Source organism: Desulfohalovibrio reitneri (assembly GCF_000711295.1).
Lineage (GTDB): Bacteria > Desulfobacterota > Desulfovibrionia > Desulfovibrionales > Desulfovibrionaceae > Desulfohalovibrio > Desulfohalovibrio reitneri.
This window is the reverse complement of the sequence record NZ_JOMJ01000003.1, coordinates 1,256,737-1,271,565: the sequence shown is the minus strand read 5'-3', so window position 1 is coordinate 1,271,565 and position 14,829 is coordinate 1,256,737. Positions and strand designations below refer to the sequence as shown.

Annotated in this window: 13 protein-coding genes; 9 read left to right on the top strand and 4 right to left on the bottom strand. The window is 65.6% G+C overall.

Annotation, left to right across the window (positions count from 1 at the left end):
• Positions 1–9: 9 nt before the first annotated feature.
• The 6 genes from N911_RS0106645 (at position 10) to phoU (ending at position 6,437) form a co-directional block, all read left to right on the top strand.
• Entirely contained in the window at positions 10–690 is a 681-nt protein-coding gene (locus N911_RS0106645) for a cobalamin B12-binding domain-containing protein (protein ID WP_051693996.1), read from the top strand.
• A complete protein-coding gene (locus N911_RS17410; RefSeq protein WP_051693995.1) occupies positions 687–2,315 on the top strand; it encodes a hybrid sensor histidine kinase/response regulator in 1,629 nt (542 codons plus the stop codon). The genes N911_RS0106645 and N911_RS17410 overlap by 4 nt, the downstream gene beginning before the upstream one ends.
• A 130-nt stretch (positions 2,316–2,445) precedes the next feature.
• Positions 2,446–3,129, top strand: coding sequence for a response regulator (locus N911_RS0106635; protein WP_029895537.1), 684 nt, complete (start codon positions 2,446–2,448; stop codon positions 3,127–3,129).
• 6 nt (positions 3,130–3,135) lie between these two features.
• On the top strand, positions 3,136–4,923 hold the full coding sequence (locus N911_RS0106630; protein ID WP_051693993.1) for a HAMP domain-containing sensor histidine kinase: 1,788 nt from the start codon (positions 3,136–3,138) through the stop codon (positions 4,921–4,923).
• Positions 4,924–4,982: 59 nt separating this feature from the next.
• Positions 4,983–5,744, top strand: coding sequence for a phosphate ABC transporter ATP-binding protein PstB (pstB, locus tag N911_RS0106625; RefSeq protein WP_029895533.1), 762 nt, complete (start codon positions 4,983–4,985; stop codon positions 5,742–5,744).
• A 27-nt stretch (positions 5,745–5,771) separates the two neighbouring features.
• A complete protein-coding gene (gene phoU, locus N911_RS0106620; protein WP_029895531.1) occupies positions 5,772–6,437 on the top strand; it encodes a phosphate signaling complex protein PhoU in 666 nt (221 codons plus the stop codon).
• Between the two features lie 476 nt (positions 6,438–6,913).
• On the opposite strand, the gene N911_RS0106615 is transcribed toward phoU, so the two are convergent.
• Positions 6,914–8,542 carry a Na/Pi cotransporter family protein gene (locus N911_RS0106615; protein WP_081859071.1) on the bottom strand — a complete coding sequence of 543 codons (1,629 nt, stop codon included), beginning with the start codon at positions 8,540–8,542 and terminating at the stop codon, positions 6,914–6,916.
• 702 nt (positions 8,543–9,244) lie between these two features.
• On the opposite strand from N911_RS0106615, the gene N911_RS0106610 reads away from it, so the two are divergent.
• Together N911_RS0106610 and N911_RS0106605 are read left to right on the top strand one after the other, a co-directional pair.
• The gene (locus tag N911_RS0106610) at positions 9,245–9,517 is read left to right on the top strand and encodes a transposase (protein WP_029895528.1); all 273 of its coding nucleotides are present in this window, start codon (positions 9,245–9,247) and stop codon (positions 9,515–9,517) included.
• Entirely contained in the window at positions 9,514–10,290 is a 777-nt protein-coding gene (locus tag N911_RS0106605; RefSeq protein WP_051693988.1) for an IS3 family transposase, read from the top strand. The genes N911_RS0106610 and N911_RS0106605 overlap by 4 nt, the downstream gene beginning before the upstream one ends.
• A gap of 21 nt (positions 10,291–10,311) precedes the next feature.
• Here N911_RS0106605 and N911_RS0106600 read toward each other — a convergent pair whose 3' ends face one another.
• Positions 10,312–12,897: a cation-translocating P-type ATPase gene (locus tag N911_RS0106600; protein WP_029895524.1), complete on the bottom strand. Its 2,586-nt coding sequence runs from the start codon at positions 12,895–12,897 to the stop codon at positions 10,312–10,314.
• A gap of 77 nt (positions 12,898–12,974) precedes the next feature.
• Between N911_RS0106600 and N911_RS17400 the strand changes: the two genes are divergently transcribed.
• Positions 12,975–13,694: an SGNH/GDSL hydrolase family protein gene (locus N911_RS17400; protein ID WP_029895522.1), complete on the top strand. Its 720-nt coding sequence runs from the start codon at positions 12,975–12,977 to the stop codon at positions 13,692–13,694.
• A 119-nt stretch (positions 13,695–13,813) separates the two neighbouring features.
• Here the strand turns inward: N911_RS17400 and N911_RS0106590 are convergent, their stop codons facing one another.
• Together N911_RS0106590 and N911_RS0106585 are read right to left on the bottom strand one after the other, a co-directional pair.
• Positions 13,814–14,590 carry an IS3 family transposase gene (locus tag N911_RS0106590; protein ID WP_051693987.1) on the bottom strand — a complete coding sequence of 259 codons (777 nt, stop codon included), beginning with the start codon at positions 14,588–14,590 and terminating at the stop codon, positions 13,814–13,816.
• Positions 14,587–14,790 (bottom strand): transposase, encoded by a 204-nt coding sequence (locus N911_RS0106585; protein ID WP_051693986.1) that lies wholly within the window; start codon positions 14,788–14,790, stop codon positions 14,587–14,589. The genes N911_RS0106590 and N911_RS0106585 overlap by 4 nt, the downstream gene beginning before the upstream one ends.
• Between the last annotated feature and the right edge of the window lie 39 nt (positions 14,791–14,829).

Sequence of the window (14,829 nt, the reverse complement as noted above, 5' to 3'; positions counted from 1 at the left end):
GAGGCGTCCATGGCCGAACCGCATGGCTTCATCGAGCCGGAAGGGCGGCTGGGGGAGTTGGCCTCCGGCTATCTGAACAGGCTTCTGCGGGGTGACCGCAACGGCGCGGCCAGCTTGGTGTTGGAGGCGGTGGAGAGGGACGGCGTGCCTGTGCGCGACATCTATCTTGGGGTATTCCAGCCCGCCCAGTACGAGGTGGGGCGGCTGTGGCAGCAGAACCGCATTTCCGTGGCGCATGAGCATTTCTGCACCGCGGCCGCGCAGCAGATCATGTCCCGGCTGTATCCGCATATTTTTTCCATGGAGCGCACCGGCCGGACCATGGTGGCCGCCTGCGTGGGCGGCGAATTGCACGAGCTGGGCATGCGCATGGTGGCCGACTTCTTCGAGATGGAGGGCTGGGACACTTACTTTCTTGGAGCCAGCACACCGGACGAAGACGTGGCCCGGGCCGTGGCGGAGCGCGAAGCCGACCTGCTGGGTGTCTCCGTGACCATGTCCTACCACCTGCACCTGGCCAGGCGGCTGGTGTCCGTGGTGCGGGACAAGCCGGAGTGCGGGGGAGTGAAGGTCATGGTGGGCGGCTACCCCTTCCTGCTGGACGACGAGTTGTGGAAATGGACCGGCGCGGACGGCTGGGCCCCGGACGCGGCGAAGGCTGTTCATGAGGCGGAGAGGCTGCTGACGTGACGGGGGAGAGCGCATCCATACCCGGCGTGGCCCTGCTGGCCGGGCCCGGCGGTCGATTGCTGCGGGTGCTGCGCGACGAGATCGGCCTGGACGGGGCCGCGGAGGGCGTGGACGTTCCCGATCTGGTGGACGGCGAGTCCAGAGTAAAGGCCGAGGGGTTCCTGGCCGAGGTGCGGGACAGAGGCGCGGCCTTCGGCTGGGAGTTGAACGCCATGACCGAAGGGCGGGTGCAGACCCTGACCTTCGCCGGGGGCGCGGCCGGGGACGGGCTGCTGCTCATCGCCGCCCGCACCATGCCGGAGGTGATGCGTTTTTACGAGGAGCTGCTGCGCATCAACAACGAGCAGGTTGACCAGCTCCGCGGCGTCATGAAAGAGGCTGCCCAGCCCGGCCCGAGAATGGCGGACGGCGGCTGCTACGACGAGATTTCCCGGCTGAACAACGATCTGGTCAACGCCCAGCGGGACCTGGCCAAGAAAAACGCCCAGCTCCAGGCGGTAAGCGCCCAGAAGGACATGTTCCTGGGCATGGCCGCCCACGATCTGCGCAATCCGCTGGGGGCCATCATGGCCTTCGCCTCCTTCCTGGAGGAGGACGCGGGGGGCGGGCTGGATGAGTCCTGCCGGGCCATGCTCCGCAACATCCGCTCCTCCTCGCGCTACATGCTCCAGCTCATCGAGGACATGCTGGACATATCCCGCATCCAGGCCGGGCGGCTGGAGCTTGACCTGGCCCCCTGCGACCTGGCGGCGGAATTCGACGAAGTGGTGGAGATCAACCGCGCCCTGGCCTCCCCCAAGTCCATCTCGCTGCGCTCCGAAGTTCCCACCGGGCTGCCGCGCACCATGGCCGACCGGGTCAAGATCAAGCAGGTGCTGGGCAACCTGCTGTCCAACGCCATCAAGTTCACCCACTCCGGCGGGCGGGTGGACATGGACCTGCGGCTGGAGGGCGCGCGTTTTGTCATCACCGTGGCGGACGACGGCCAGGGCATTCCGGCCGACGCCCTGGAAGGCATCTTCGAGCCCTTCGGTAAGACCGAGGTGGAGCCGACGGGCGGTGAACCCTCCACCGGGCTGGGATTGGCCATCGTCAAGCGGGTGGTGGAGGGGCACGGCGGATCCATCGAGGTGGAAAGCAAGCCGGGCGAGGGGTCGCGCTTCACCGTGCGCCTGCCACTGGTCCGGCCGGAGGAGGTCGAGGCCGGACCGGACGGCCCGGACGACGGGGGCAGCGGTGTGTGCGTCGGGGCCAGGGTGCTTCTGGTGGAGGACGAACCGCTCAACCGCAAGCTGGCCGTCCGCCTGCTGGACGGCTTCGGATGCCACACGGTGGAGGCCGCGGACGGCGTTGAGGCCCTGCGCGCCCTGGGGGAGCAGCGTTTCGACCTGGTTTTCATGGACCTGCACATGCCTGGCATGGACGGGGCGGAAACCGTCAGCAGGCTGCGGCGGCGCGAGCGGGAGGAGGGTCGGTCCCGCACCACGGTGCTGGCCCTCACCGGTGCCGCCTCGCAGGATGACCTGGACAAGCTGGACGACACGGACCTGGACGGGCGCGTGGAGAAACCCCTGAGCCGGAAGGGCCTGCTGGCGACGCTCCGCCGCCATCTGCCCGGTTCGTGAGGCGTGAGGAGGCCCCTTCCGCCCGTTCCCTTGCCATTCCTGCGATGAGGCTGTAACCGTTTCGCCATCGGACCATCGTCACCATGTAACCCCGGCGTGGTTTGGTCGCCGGATTATGACGGAGCCCGAGATGAAGAAGGATGTCATCCTGGTCGTCGAGGACGACGAGGACATCCAGCAACTGCTGCGGTACAACCTCGAGGCGGCGGGTTTCGAGGTCGTTTCCGCCGAGGAAGGCAGCGAGGCCCTGGCCAAGGCGCGCCGCACCATTCCCTCCCTTGTCATCCTCGACATCATGCTGCCCGGCATGGACGGCTTCGAGGTCTGCAAGGAACTCAAGAAAAACGCCGAGACGGCCAAGGCGCCCATCATCATGCTCACCGCGCGCGGCGAGGAGGTGGACCGCATCGTGGGCCTGGAGCTGGGGGCGGACGACTACGTGGTCAAGCCCTTCTCCCCCCGCGAGATGCTGCTGCGGGTCAAGGCCATCCTGCGCCGCTTCAGCCCGGACGGCGACGAGCGCCAGTTGTGGAAGCGCGACGGACTGAGCGTGGACATGGAGGCCCACCGCGTGGAGGTGGAGGGCGAGGAGGTCCAGCTCACGGCCACCGAATTCAAGCTGCTCACCGAGCTTATCCGCAGCCAGGGGCGGGTGCAGACCCGCGACCAGCTGCTCAATTCAGTTTGGGGATACGAGTTCGACGGCTACGCCCGCACGGTGGACACCCACGTCCGGAGACTGCGCCAGAAGCTCGGCCCCTTCGCCCGCATGGTGGAGACCGTGCGCGGTGTGGGCTACCGCTTTAAGGAATAGGGGCGCATGGCCTCCCACGCCTCGTTCCGCACGCGGCTCTTCCTCTTTTTCCTGCTGGTCATCGCGGTGGCCCTGCTGCTGCCCACCTGGTATTCCCGCTTCGTGCTGGGCCAGGAGGTGCAGCGCGCCTCCATGGAGCGGGTTATGGGCCAGCTCCGCCTGACCGCGGGCTTCGTGGAGCACGACTTGACCTTCTCCGGGCGCGAGCCGCTGCGCTCCTGGCTGGCCCGCACCGGCGACCGCCTTGGCGCCCGGCTGGACTATCTCACTCTGGACGAGGCCGCGGAGCGGGGCGGGGATGTATCCCACCGGGCCGTGGAAGCCGGGCAGGCCATGGCCATCGAAGGCTCCGGCGAGAACGGCCGGACCGTGGTGGCCGCCCTGCGGCTGGACCCGGCCGGTCCGGCCCCGGAGGGCGTGCTGACCTTGAGCACGCCCCACACCGGCCCCCGCGACCGCTCCGGACGGGTGCTGGGCAACATCCTCCTGGGCGTGCTGCTCACCTTCCTTCTGGCCGTGCCCCTGAGCTATTTCCTCTCGCGCCAACTCTCCCGCTCCATCCGCGCCCTGTCCGTGGTGGCCAAGGGCATCGGCTCCGGCGACTACGACAAGCGCATCCGCCACGCCCCGGGCAAGGAGTTCGACCCGCTGGTCACGTCCATCAACTCCATGGCCGAGTCCATCCAGACCCAGGTGCGGACCATCACCTCCCAGAAATCACAGTTGGAGGCGGTGCTGGACTCCATGAAGGAAGGGGTCATGGTGCTGGACGAGCAGGGACGGCTGGCCTCCATCAACCGCGCCTTGGGCCGCATCTTCCCCGGCGTGGACCAGTTCATCGGCCGCCGCGTCATCGAAGCGGTGGTGGACTCGGAGTTGCACAAGGCCTGCGGCCGGGCCGTCAGCCAGGAGGGAAGGGGGAACCCGCCCATCCTGCTGCAGCTGGAGCCGGAGCGTGGCCGGGTCTACGACGTGTCCGTGGTCTCCCTTGCGGGCACCGGCTCCGGCCTGGGCGCGGTGGTGGTCTTCCACGACATCTCCAAGCTGACCCAGCTGGAGCGGGTGCGGCGCGACTTCGTAGCCAACGTCTCACACGAACTGCGCACCCCGCTGACCTCCATCAAGGGCTACTCCGAAACCCTGGCCTCATCAGCCAATCTGGGCGAGGCGGAGCAGCGTTTTCTTGACATAATTCATCGCAATGCGGACCATATGACCAAAATCGTGGGCGACCTGCTGGCCCTCTCCCGGCTGGAGGCCGGACAGCAGGTCATGGAGTTCGGCCCCACGGACCTGCGGGAGGTGTTGGCGGCCGCCTTTGACGAGTGCGCCCCGGTGGCCGACGGCAAAGGGGTCGAACTGGTCCTGGAGTGCGAGGAGCCACTGCGGGTGCGGGCGGATTTCGACCGGCTGGTCCAGGTGGCCCGAAACCTCATGGAGAACGCGGTCCGCTATTCCCCGGAAGGCAAGCCGGTCCGGGTACGTTGCCGCGCGGAAAGCGGCCAGGCTGTTGTCGGCGTTACCGACCTCGGGCCGGGCATCCCCAAGGAGGAGCAGTCCCGGGTCTTCGAGCGGTTCTACCGCGTGGGGCGCGACAAGGCCAAGTCGCAGGGATCGTCCGGGCTGGGCTTGGCCATATCCCGGCACATCATTGAGCGGCATCAGGGACGGCTGTTCCTGCAAAGCCCGCCGCACGGCGAGGAACGAGGGGCTACCTTTTATTTCAGCGTTCCGCTACTGAATCGCAACACGGATGACACAATTCAAAACCACAATCACGCCGCCCGAAAATAGGGGCGGCTGGCCGGCCACCGGCCGCGTCCGCTCCGGGACGACTCGAAAAGGGGAATAGAATGGGCCAGAACATCAAGATGGAAGCCAAGGACCTCGACTTCTACTACGGAAGCTTCAAGGCCCTGGACAGCATCAGCCTCGAATTCATCGAAAACCAGGTCACGTCCCTCATCGGGCCGTCCGGCTGCGGCAAGTCGACCTTCCTGCGGTGCCTAAACCGCATGAACGACCTCATCCCCGGCACCCGCACCGAAGGCTCCCTGACCATGGACGGCAAGGACGTCAACGACCCACGCATGGACGTGGTGGACCTGCGCCGCCGGGTGGGCATGGTTTTCCAGAAGCCCAACCCCTTCCCCAAGACCGTGTTCGACAACATCGCCTACGGCCTCAAGGTCAACGGCATCAGCGACAAGAATTTCATCGCCGAGCGCGTGGAGCAGAGCCTCAAGGGCGCGGCCCTGTGGGACGAGGTCAAGGACCGCATCAACGACTCCGCCCTGGGGCTCTCCGGCGGCCAGCAGCAGCGCCTCTGCATTGCCCGGGCCATGGCGGTGGAGCCGGAAATCCTGCTCATGGACGAACCCTGCTCCGCCCTGGACCCCATCGCCACGCAGAAAATCGAGGAACTCATCTTCGAACTGAAGAAGGAGTTCACCATCATCATCGTCACCCACTCCATGCAGCAGGCCGCCCGCGTGTCGGACATGACCGCCTTCTTCTACATCGGCAAGCTCATCGAGACCGACAAGACCGAAACCCTCTTCACCCGCCCCAGCAACAAGCAGACCGAAGACTACATCACCGGCCGCTTCGGCTAACCGGCGGGACCACACGGGAGACGCGACGTGAAAAAACTCCATCTGGAACAAGAAATCGAGGAACTGCGGGCCAAGGTCCTTGAAATGTCCTCCCTGGCGGGCAAGGCCCTGGACAAGTCGCTCAAGGCTCTGAACGAACGCGACTCCAGCCTGGCCGAGGAAGTCATTGAGGGCGACAGGGACGTCAACCAGAAGCAGTGCGACATCGACGAATACACCCTCTCGGTGCTGGCTCGGGAGCAACCCGTGGCCCGCGACCTGCGGTTCATTCTGGGTTCCACCCAGATCACCGCCAACCTGGAGCGCGTGGGCGACCAGTCCGTGAACATCGCCGAACGCATCCTGCTGCTCAGCCAGCGTCCGCCACTGCCGCACAATCCCTTGCTCGAGGAACTGGCCACCTGCGCGCACGACATGTACAAGCGCGTCATCGACGCCTACAACCGCAACGACGCGGACATGGCCCTGACCGTGTGCGACATGGACACCAAGTGCGACACCCTGAACATGAAGATTCTGAAGCACTACATGGACTACATGGTTCAGGAATCCCGCTCCGTGGAACGCGCCGTCCACCAGATCATCCTGGCTCGCTCCCTGGAACGCGTCGGCGACCTGGCCACCAACATCGCCGAAAGCGTCATATTCATCATCAAAGGCATCGACATCCGCCAGACCTGCCACCCCTACTGAGGGCAAGCGGATAACAACGCCGAGAAAAGGGCGGTTCTCTCTCGAGGGAACCGCCCTTTTTTCGTGGGGGAAGGAAGCATTTCGCCTTCGGCGACCAGGGGGCGCGCAGCCCCCTGGACCCTGCGGCAAAGTAACTTTGCATGTGTATCGCGTGTTGGCGCGCGGTGGTTCGCGGGAGTGTGAACCCCGGCGAACTTGCGATTGCGGGGTTTTGGAAGCCGGTACAATCCCGCCCCGGCCGTTTGGCGTCAGATGCGCAGGACGCGTAATTGGGCGGTAGTTCCCTGCCTACACCAAGTCAGCACCACGCCCCCGAGCGAAGCGAGTGGCAAAAGGTTTAGGAAAAGGAGGGTGAGGGTTCGGGAGAGGGAGGAAAGAACCTATTTTTAAAGGGCTTTTCCACCCTCTCCCACTGCCCAGAACGTTCACCCCAACCAGCCACCTCCCATTCCCAACCTACCCTTCCCCCGCACGGTTCAAGCCGCGCTTTCCAGGTCTTGTGGGCAGCGGCCGCGCACGTCGGGCAGGGTGACCAGGGTGCGGCAGCCCTTGGTGAGTTGTTCCAGGGCGCGGCGGAGGAAGGAGAGGGCGTCGAGCAGTCTGGACATGCTGTCCACGTCCAGGTGGCCCTTGGCGGTTTCCTCGAGGAGTTGCTGTTTGAGTTCGCGGTAGGTGGCCACGGCCTGTTCCAGCATGGTTTCGGTCATTTCCGGGTCGTACTGCTGGCGGCAGGCCACGGCGGAGAGGGCGGTTTCCCGGGCCTCGTCGGTGAACCGCTCGGCCAGCTCCCGCGCGGCTTCAGGCAGGGGGCCATGCCTGGCGAAGAGTTTGGCGGCCCGGGCGGAGAGCTCGCCGCAGGTGACGTAGTACTGCGCCGAGCGCAGGGCGGCGGGCAGGGAGGGGGCCAGTTCGGAGGAGAGGTTGTAGCGTTGCAGGGCGGCGCAGAACTTGCCTACCTCGTATTCCAGGCGGCGCAGGGCTTCGCGTCGGGCCTTGAACCAGGGGCGGTTCTGCTGTCCATCCAGCGCGGCCAGGGCGGAGGCCCTTGCGGTCTGCCCCATGCGGGAAAGCTCCAGGCCCAGGGCGTCGATGGCCAGGGAGGGCGTGCGGGCGATGGTCGTGTCCAGATAGCGGGTTCGGCCCAGGTCCTCCTCAGTGGTTCGGAACCGCTTGTTCAGGAATACGGTCAGCCGGTTGGTGATAAACCACATAAGCAGCACGCCCAGCACGTTGAAGGCGGTGTGGAACAGGGCCAGCACCTCGGCCGGTGCGCTGGTTCCGCGCATGGATTCGATGATATGCAGCAGCACCGGCAGCAGAAGAAACGCCGCCGCGCCCGTGAGCAGGTTGAAGATGACGTGCCCGGCGGCAACGCGTTTGGCGTTTGGCGTGGCCCCGATGACCGAAAGAACGGCCGTGGACGTGGTGCCAAGGTTGGCGCCGATGACAGCCGAAGCGGCGCACTCCAGGTCAATGGCCCCGGAGGCCGCCGCCGTCAGAACCAGCGCCATGGCCGCGGACGAGGACTGCATGAGGAAGGTCAGGCCGAAGCCGATGATGGCCATGGCGGGCAGGCAGAACGCGCCCAAACCGGTCACGTCCAGGTCCACCATGCCGGCGGTCCCGGCGAAGCCGCCCTTGAGCACCCCGATGCCCAGGAAAAACAGGCCGAACCCGGCCAGCGCCTCGCCCAGCGAGGCCCGCCGCTGGGAGCCGTTGCCCGTGACGTTCAGCAGCATCCCCAGGCCCACCATGGGCAGCGCCAACGCCTTCACGTCGATGTTGAACCCGATGAGCGCCACCAGCCAGCCCGTGACCGTGGTGCCCACGTTGGACCCGTAAATCACCCATAACGTCCGTCGCAGCGAAAGCAACCCGGCGTTGACGAACCCGATGACCGCCACCGTCACGGCAGACGACGACTGCACCGCCGCCGTGACCAGGAAACCGGAAAACACGCCGTACAACGGCTTGCGCGTCCAGGTGGACAAAATACGCTTCAAAGCCGAACCGGCCGCCAAGCGCAGCCCGTCCGTCATCAAACGCATGCCCAGCAAAAACAGCCCCACGCCGCCGACCAGAGAAAAAACCTGAGACCAACCCATGGCGGAGCCATGTAGCAGGGAAGAAGGGGAATGGAAAGATTATGTCCTGAGGCAAAAAACGTTTCGCCCTTGCGAGCGACCAGGGGGCTGCGCGCCCCCTGGACCCTGCGACAAACTAGCTTTGCATGTGTAACGCGGGATAGAGCGCGGGAGTGGGATGGACTGGAGCGCTTCGGCGAATCGTCAACGATGATGAGAGTATACCCGGTAAAACCTCGTCCAGATCGTAAGGTTACAGATGCATAGGACGTGGAATTGGGCCGCGATCCCCGGCTACACCAAGTCGGTGCCACGCCCCCGAGCGAAGCGAGTGGTAAAACGTTTCGCCCTTGCGGGCGACCAGGGAGCTGCGCGCCCCCTGGACCCTGCGGCAAACTAGCTTTGCATGTGTAACGCGGGATAGAGCGCGGGAGTGGGATGGACGGGAGTGCTCCGGCGTATCGGCGATTGTGGGGAGAGTACACCCGATAAAACTTGGGCCTGGCCGGTTGGAGTCAGATGCGTAGGGCGCGAAATTGGGCCGCGATCCCCGGCTACACCAAGTCAGCCCCTCGCCCCCGAGCGAAGCGAGCGGTAAGCGAATTTGGGGGAAGAGGATGGTGGGGTTTGGGGAGGAAGGAGAAACCCCTATCCTGCCCCCAGTTTGAAACAGCCTTGATTTAAGTGGAAGTCCGTGGCTTCTCAACAGGCAGGAGGTTTGCCATGAAGCGACGGAAGTGGACCCCGGAGCAGAAGACTCGGGTCGTCCTCGAAGGCCTTCGAGGACGACCCGTGGGCGAAGTGTGCGCCGAGTACGCCATCTCGCAGAACCAGTATTACAAGTGGCGCGATCAATTCCTTGCCCAGGCGCACAGAGCGTTCGAGCAAGAGCACGGCGCACAGCGTACGGCCAGACTTGAGCGCGAAAACATGAAGCTCAAAAGCCTGATCGGTGAGTTGACCATTGAGCTAAAAAAAAGCGGGCCGTTCGGATGAAGCGCGGACCATATGCAAAGGTCGCCGAGCGCAACGCCGACCTCCTGGCCCGCATTCGCGGCATCAAGGCCGACCATCCGTTCTGGGGATACCGTCGGGTCTGGGCGTTCCTGCGCTTCGTGGACGGCGTTGTCGTCGGCCAAAACCGCGTCTACCGGCTCATGAGCGAGCATGACCTCACGGTGAAGCCCAACCTGCGACTCAAGGCCAAACGCAAGCCGACCGGCGTCAAGCCCCGGCCCTCGCGACCCAACGAGTGGTGGGGTATCGACATGACCAAAATCAAGATTGACGGCTACGGCTGGCTGTACGTGGTCATTGTGCTTGACTGGCGCACCAAGAAGGTCGTCGGCCACTACGCCGGCGATCAAGCCAAGGCATGGCATTGGCTCTCGGCGCTCAACGCGGCTGTCGGCAGGCAGTTCCCCGAAGGCGTGCGCGGCGGCGGTCTTCATCTCATGGCCGACAACGGCTGCCAACCGACCTCGACGAGCTTTATGAAGGCTTGCCGCGTCATGGACATCAAGCTCGCCTTCACCAGCTACAACAACCCCAAAGGCAACGCCGACACAGAGCGCTTCATGCGCACCATGAAGGAAGAGCTGGTCTGGATCAATGAATGGCGTAGCCCGACGGCCTTTTACCAAGCCTTGGGCTCCTGGATCGAAGAATACAACCAAGGCTACCTGCACTCGGCGCTGGGGTATAAAACCCCGGTGACAACCGAGCAGGAACTGATCAACTCGCGGACTCTCTTACAAAAGGCTTGCTAAACCGGGGGCAGTACACCCGTCTTACTCATTCCTCTCTTTCCCCCAAAAGCTCTTCACCAGTTGCACCACAGCCAGGGGCACGAGGCTGAGGAGGGGGACGTAGAGGGTGGCTGGCCCGGTTGGCGGGCGGAGGTCGAGGATGGCGGCCAGGGGGGTGTAGGTGGCTGCGGCCAGCAAGGCCAGGGAGAGGGCCACGGCTCCCCAGGCCAGAGGGTTCTTGGTGACGGAGTTGCGCAGGGGGTGCTCTTCCGGCCCGCGCATGTTGAATACGTGCCAGGTGCGTGCCAGGGCCAGGGTGAGGAAGGCTTCGGAGGCGGCTTGGCGCGTGGTGCCCGCCAGGACGAAGGCGACCAGGCAGACGGCGGCGATGAGGACGGCGTAGCCGGCCATTTCCCACCAGTGGCGGCGGGCGAGAAGGGGTTCGGACGGGTCGCGCGGGGGGCGGTTCATGACGTCGCCGGATTCGCGTCCTACGCCCAGGGCGAGGGCGGGAAAGACGTCGGAGATCATGTTCAGATAGAGGATTTGCAGGGGGAGCAGGGGCAGGGGCCAGCCCAGGGCCATGGCCAGGGCAACGGCGGCCACTTCCGCGGCGTTGCCGGAGAGGAGAAAGACCACGAAGCGGCGGATGTTGCGGAAGATGACCCGACCCTGCTCCACGGCCCAGGCGATGGCGGTGAAATCGTCGTTGGTGAGGACGACGTCCGCGGCCTGCTTGGCGGCCTGTGAGCCGCGCTTGCCCATGGCCACGCCGATGTCCGCCTTTTTCAGCGCGGGTGCGTCGTTGACGCCGTCTCCGGTCATGGCAACCACCTGGCCGCCGCGCTGGAGAAGGTCCACGATGTCCAGCTTGCGCTCGGGGGTAATGCGGGCAAAGACGGGCGTGCGCCGCAGCTCGTCCGCCTGTTCCTCTGTGAGGCTGTCCAGGTCGGCCAGTTCGGAGCCCAGGTGGGGGTCGGGGTCGCCGGAGCGGATGATGTCCAGTTTTTCCGCCACGGCCCGTGCGGTGGCCTTATGGTCGCCAGTGACCATGACCACGCGCAGCCCGGCGTCGTGCAGCATGTCCACGTCCGCCACCACGCCCTCGCGCACCGGGTCCTCCAGGCAGACGAAGCCGAGGAACTCCATGTTTTGGTAGATGTCGCCGCCAGGGTCTTCCATGGCTTTGGTGGCCAGACCCAGCAGACGCAGACCGCGCCGGGCGAGCTCATCCTGGCGCTTTTCCAACTCGGCGCGGACGGGGTCTTCCAGGTCGCAGGCGGCCAGCACCGCCTCGGGCGCGCCCTTGACCCAGGCGCGGTGGTCGCCGTCCACGCGATGCACGGTGGCCATCATTTTGGTGTCCGCGCTGAAGGGTTCGCGCCGCTTTTCCGGATGGGACCGCAGCAGTTCGGGACGGTCCAGCCCCGCTTCGCGGCCCGCGCGCAGCAGGGCCAACTCCATGGGGTCGCCCCGTGGCTGTTCGTCCGCCCCCCCCAGTTCCGCCGCGTTGGCCAGCACGGCCGCGCGCAGGGCGCGCACGGCGGGATCGGAAAACTTGCCGTCCGGTTCCTCCTCCCCACCGTCCGGCAGGGAAAGGAAACGGACGGTCATGCGGTTCTCGGTGAGGGTGCCGGTCTTGTCCGTGCAGATGACCGTGGTGGAGCCGAGGGTTTCCACGGCTTCCAGATGGGTCATGACCGCTCCGCGCGAGGCCATGCGCCACATGCCCTGCGCCAGGGCGATGGTGGCCACCACCGGCAGCCCCTCGGGGATGGCGGCCACTGCCAGGGCCACGGCGGTCTCGAATATGAGGAAAGGCGGCTTGCCCGTGGCGAAGCCCAGCGCGGCCACGGCCGCGGCAACCGCCAGAGTGAGAAAGACCAGCCTGCGGCCCAGCCGCTCCAGACGCCTCGCCAACGGAGTGCCGCCGCCCGAGGCCTCGCCCGCCAGCTTGGCGATCTCCCCCAGCCGGGTGTCCATTCCGGTGGCCGCCACCAGGCAGCGCGCTCCACCGCCTGCCACCACGGTGCCCCGGTAGAGCATGTTCTCCGGGGTCTCGCCCTCGGCAATCGCCTCAACAGCGTCCGGCCCCTTGGCCAGACTGATGGACTCGCCGGTCAGGGCGGACTCGTCCACTGTCAGTCCCTCGGCGCGCACCACCCGCGCGTCAGCCGGGACAAGATCGCCCGCGGAAAGCAGCAGCACGTCCCCCGGCACCAGTTCGGAGGCCTCCACTTGCCGCTCCTTGCCGCCGCGCACCACGCGGGAGCGGGCCATGCCGAGATGGCGCAGTGCCTCCAGAGACCGCTCCGCCCGCCACTCCGTGAAAAAGCCAATGGCCACGTTGAGCAGCAGGGCGATGGCGATGGCCACAGCCTCCACCTCCTGCCCCAAAAGCAACGAGACCACGGAAGCCGCCGCAAGCAACCCCGCGATGAAGTTGGCCACCTGGGCCAGCAGAATCCGCCACCAGGGGCGCGACTCCGCCTCCTCCACCAGGTTGGGGCCGTACTCGGCCAAACGCCGCCGCGCCTCGGCCCCCGTCAGGCCGCTCTCCGGGTGCGCCTCCAGCTTGCGCGCCGCCTCATCCGGCCCCTGCCTCCAGATTTCCTTTTCCCGATTCATGCCCGGACTATACACGCACCACCGGCTCCCTTGTCCAGGCGCGAGGCAAAAGCTATCCTGAACACAGGAGGTATCGCATGTTCTTCCTTTACCCGGACGAGCCCAATGGCCCCGTAAAACGCATCCTGGCCCTGGGCGACTCCCTCTCCGACCTGGGTCCGCCCCACGGCAAGAAGCGCTACTCCGACGGCGAGGTCTGGCTGGAAACCCTGGCCAAAGGCCTGCGCCTGCCGCCGCCCGACTCACGCGCCTTCGGCGGCGCCCGCACCGGCTACAACAACTACCGCGCCGAGTTTCCACGCACCGGCCTGCAAACCCAGGTGGAAGGCGTCACCCCGGACGACCTCCAGCCCGGCACCTTGACAGCCCTTTGGTGCGGCTTCAACGACCTGCACGAAGGCACCGGCGACCCCGCCTCCTCCGTGGCCAACATCCTCCGCGCCATGGGCGACCTCGCGGAAAAAGGCGCCCGGACCTTCCTGGTCCTCAACCTGTTCGACCCCACCCGCGCGCCCGCCTTCAACGACACCGAGTACGCGAAACGCGGCCCCGCCGCCCGCATCCTGGTGGAAGGCTTCAACCGGGAACTGGCCGCGGGTATCGCCCTCATGCGCTCCACCCTCCCGGACATCGCCATCCTCCCCCTGGACGCCGCCGCCATCCTGGAACAGGAAATCCCCATGGGACCCGGCGAAGAAGGCGACCTCTACTGGGTGGACCACTGGCACTTCTCCGAGCACGTCCACCAAGCCCTCGGCCACGCCGCCGCCCTGGCGCTTGGAGGTGAAGAAGCGTAGGAGGCGGTCAATTTGGGGTGGGGGAATGGATGGAGGCTGGCGGGGGGCGGCGTTCAGGGCCTTGGGGAGGAAAGAGAAACCCCCTTTTCTGGCGACAAAGGGGGTGTACTGCCCCCGGTTTAGCAAGCCTTTTGTAAGAGAGTCCGCGAGTTGATCAGTTCCTGCTCGGTTGTCACCGGGGTTTTATACCCCAGCGCCGAGTGCAGGTAGCCTTGGTTGTATTCTTCGATCCAGGAGCCCAAGGCTTGGCAAAAGGCCGTCGGGCTACGCCATTCATTAATCCAGACCAGCTCTTCCTTCATGGTGCGCATGAAGCGCTCGGTGTCGGCGTTGCCTTTGGGGTTGTTGTAGCTGGTGAAGGCGAGTTTGATGTCCATGACGCGGCAAGCCTTCATAAAGCTCGTCGAGGTCGGTTGGCAGCCGTTGTCGGGCATGAGATGAAGACCGCCGCCGCGCACGCCTTCGGGGAACTGCCTGCCGACAGCCGCGTTGAGCGCCGAGAGCCAATGCCACGCCTTGGCCTGGTCGCCGGCGTAATGGCCGACGACCTTCTTGGTGCGCCAATCAAGCACAATGACCACGTACAGCCAGCCGTAGCCGTCGATCTTGATTTTGGTCATGTCGATACCCCACCACTCGTTGGGTCGCGTGGGCCGGGGCTTGACGCCGGTCGGCCTGCGTTTGGCCTTGAGTCGCAGGTTGGGCTTCACCGTGAGGTCATGCTCGCTCATGAGCCGGTAGACGCGATTTTTGCCGACGACTACGCCGTCCACGAAGCGCAGAAACGCCCAGACCCGACGGTATCCCCAGAACGGATGGTCGGCCTTGATGCCGCGAATGCGGGCCAGGAGGTCGGCGTTGCGCTCGGCGACCTTTGCATATGGTCCACGCTTCATCCGAACGGCCCGCTTTTTTTTAGCTCAATGGTCAACTCACCGATCAGGCTTTTGAGCTTCATGTTCTCGCGCTCAAGCTTGGCCGTACGCTGTGCGCCGTGCTCGGTCTCGAACGCTTTGTGCGCCTGGGCAAGGAATTGATCGCGCCACTTGTAGTACTGGTTCTGCGAGATGGCGTACTCGGCGCACACTTCGCCCACGGGTCGTCCTCGAAGGCCTTCGAGGATATTGGGGGCCTA

Bases quoted from the DNA above. Each gene is read 5' to 3' on its own strand.
- N911_RS0106645 (WP_051693996.1), top strand. From the start codon at position 10: ATGGCCGAACCGCATGGCTTCATCGAGCCGGAAGGGCGGCTGGGGGAG.
- N911_RS0106635 (WP_029895537.1), top strand. From the start codon at position 2,446: ATGAAGAAGGATGTCATCCTGGTCGTCGAGGACGACGAGGACATCCAG.
- N911_RS0106630 (WP_051693993.1), top strand. From the start codon at position 3,136: ATGGCCTCCCACGCCTCGTTCCGCACGCGGCTCTTCCTCTTTTTCCTG.
- pstB (WP_029895533.1), top strand. From the start codon at position 4,983: ATGGGCCAGAACATCAAGATGGAAGCCAAGGACCTCGACTTCTACTAC.
- N911_RS0106615 (WP_081859071.1), bottom strand. From the start codon at position 8,542: ATGGGTTGGTCTCAGGTTTTTTCTCTGGTCGGCGGCGTGGGGCTGTTT.
- N911_RS0106610 (WP_029895528.1), top strand. From the start codon at position 9,245: ATGAAGCGACGGAAGTGGACCCCGGAGCAGAAGACTCGGGTCGTCCTC.
- N911_RS0106605 (WP_051693988.1), top strand. From the start codon at position 9,514: ATGAAGCGCGGACCATATGCAAAGGTCGCCGAGCGCAACGCCGACCTC.
- N911_RS0106600 (WP_029895524.1), bottom strand. From the start codon at position 12,897: ATGAATCGGGAAAAGGAAATCTGGAGGCAGGGGCCGGATGAGGCGGCG.
- N911_RS17400 (WP_029895522.1), top strand. From the start codon at position 12,975: ATGTTCTTCCTTTACCCGGACGAGCCCAATGGCCCCGTAAAACGCATC.
- N911_RS0106590 (WP_051693987.1), bottom strand. From the start codon at position 14,590: ATGAAGCGTGGACCATATGCAAAGGTCGCCGAGCGCAACGCCGACCTC.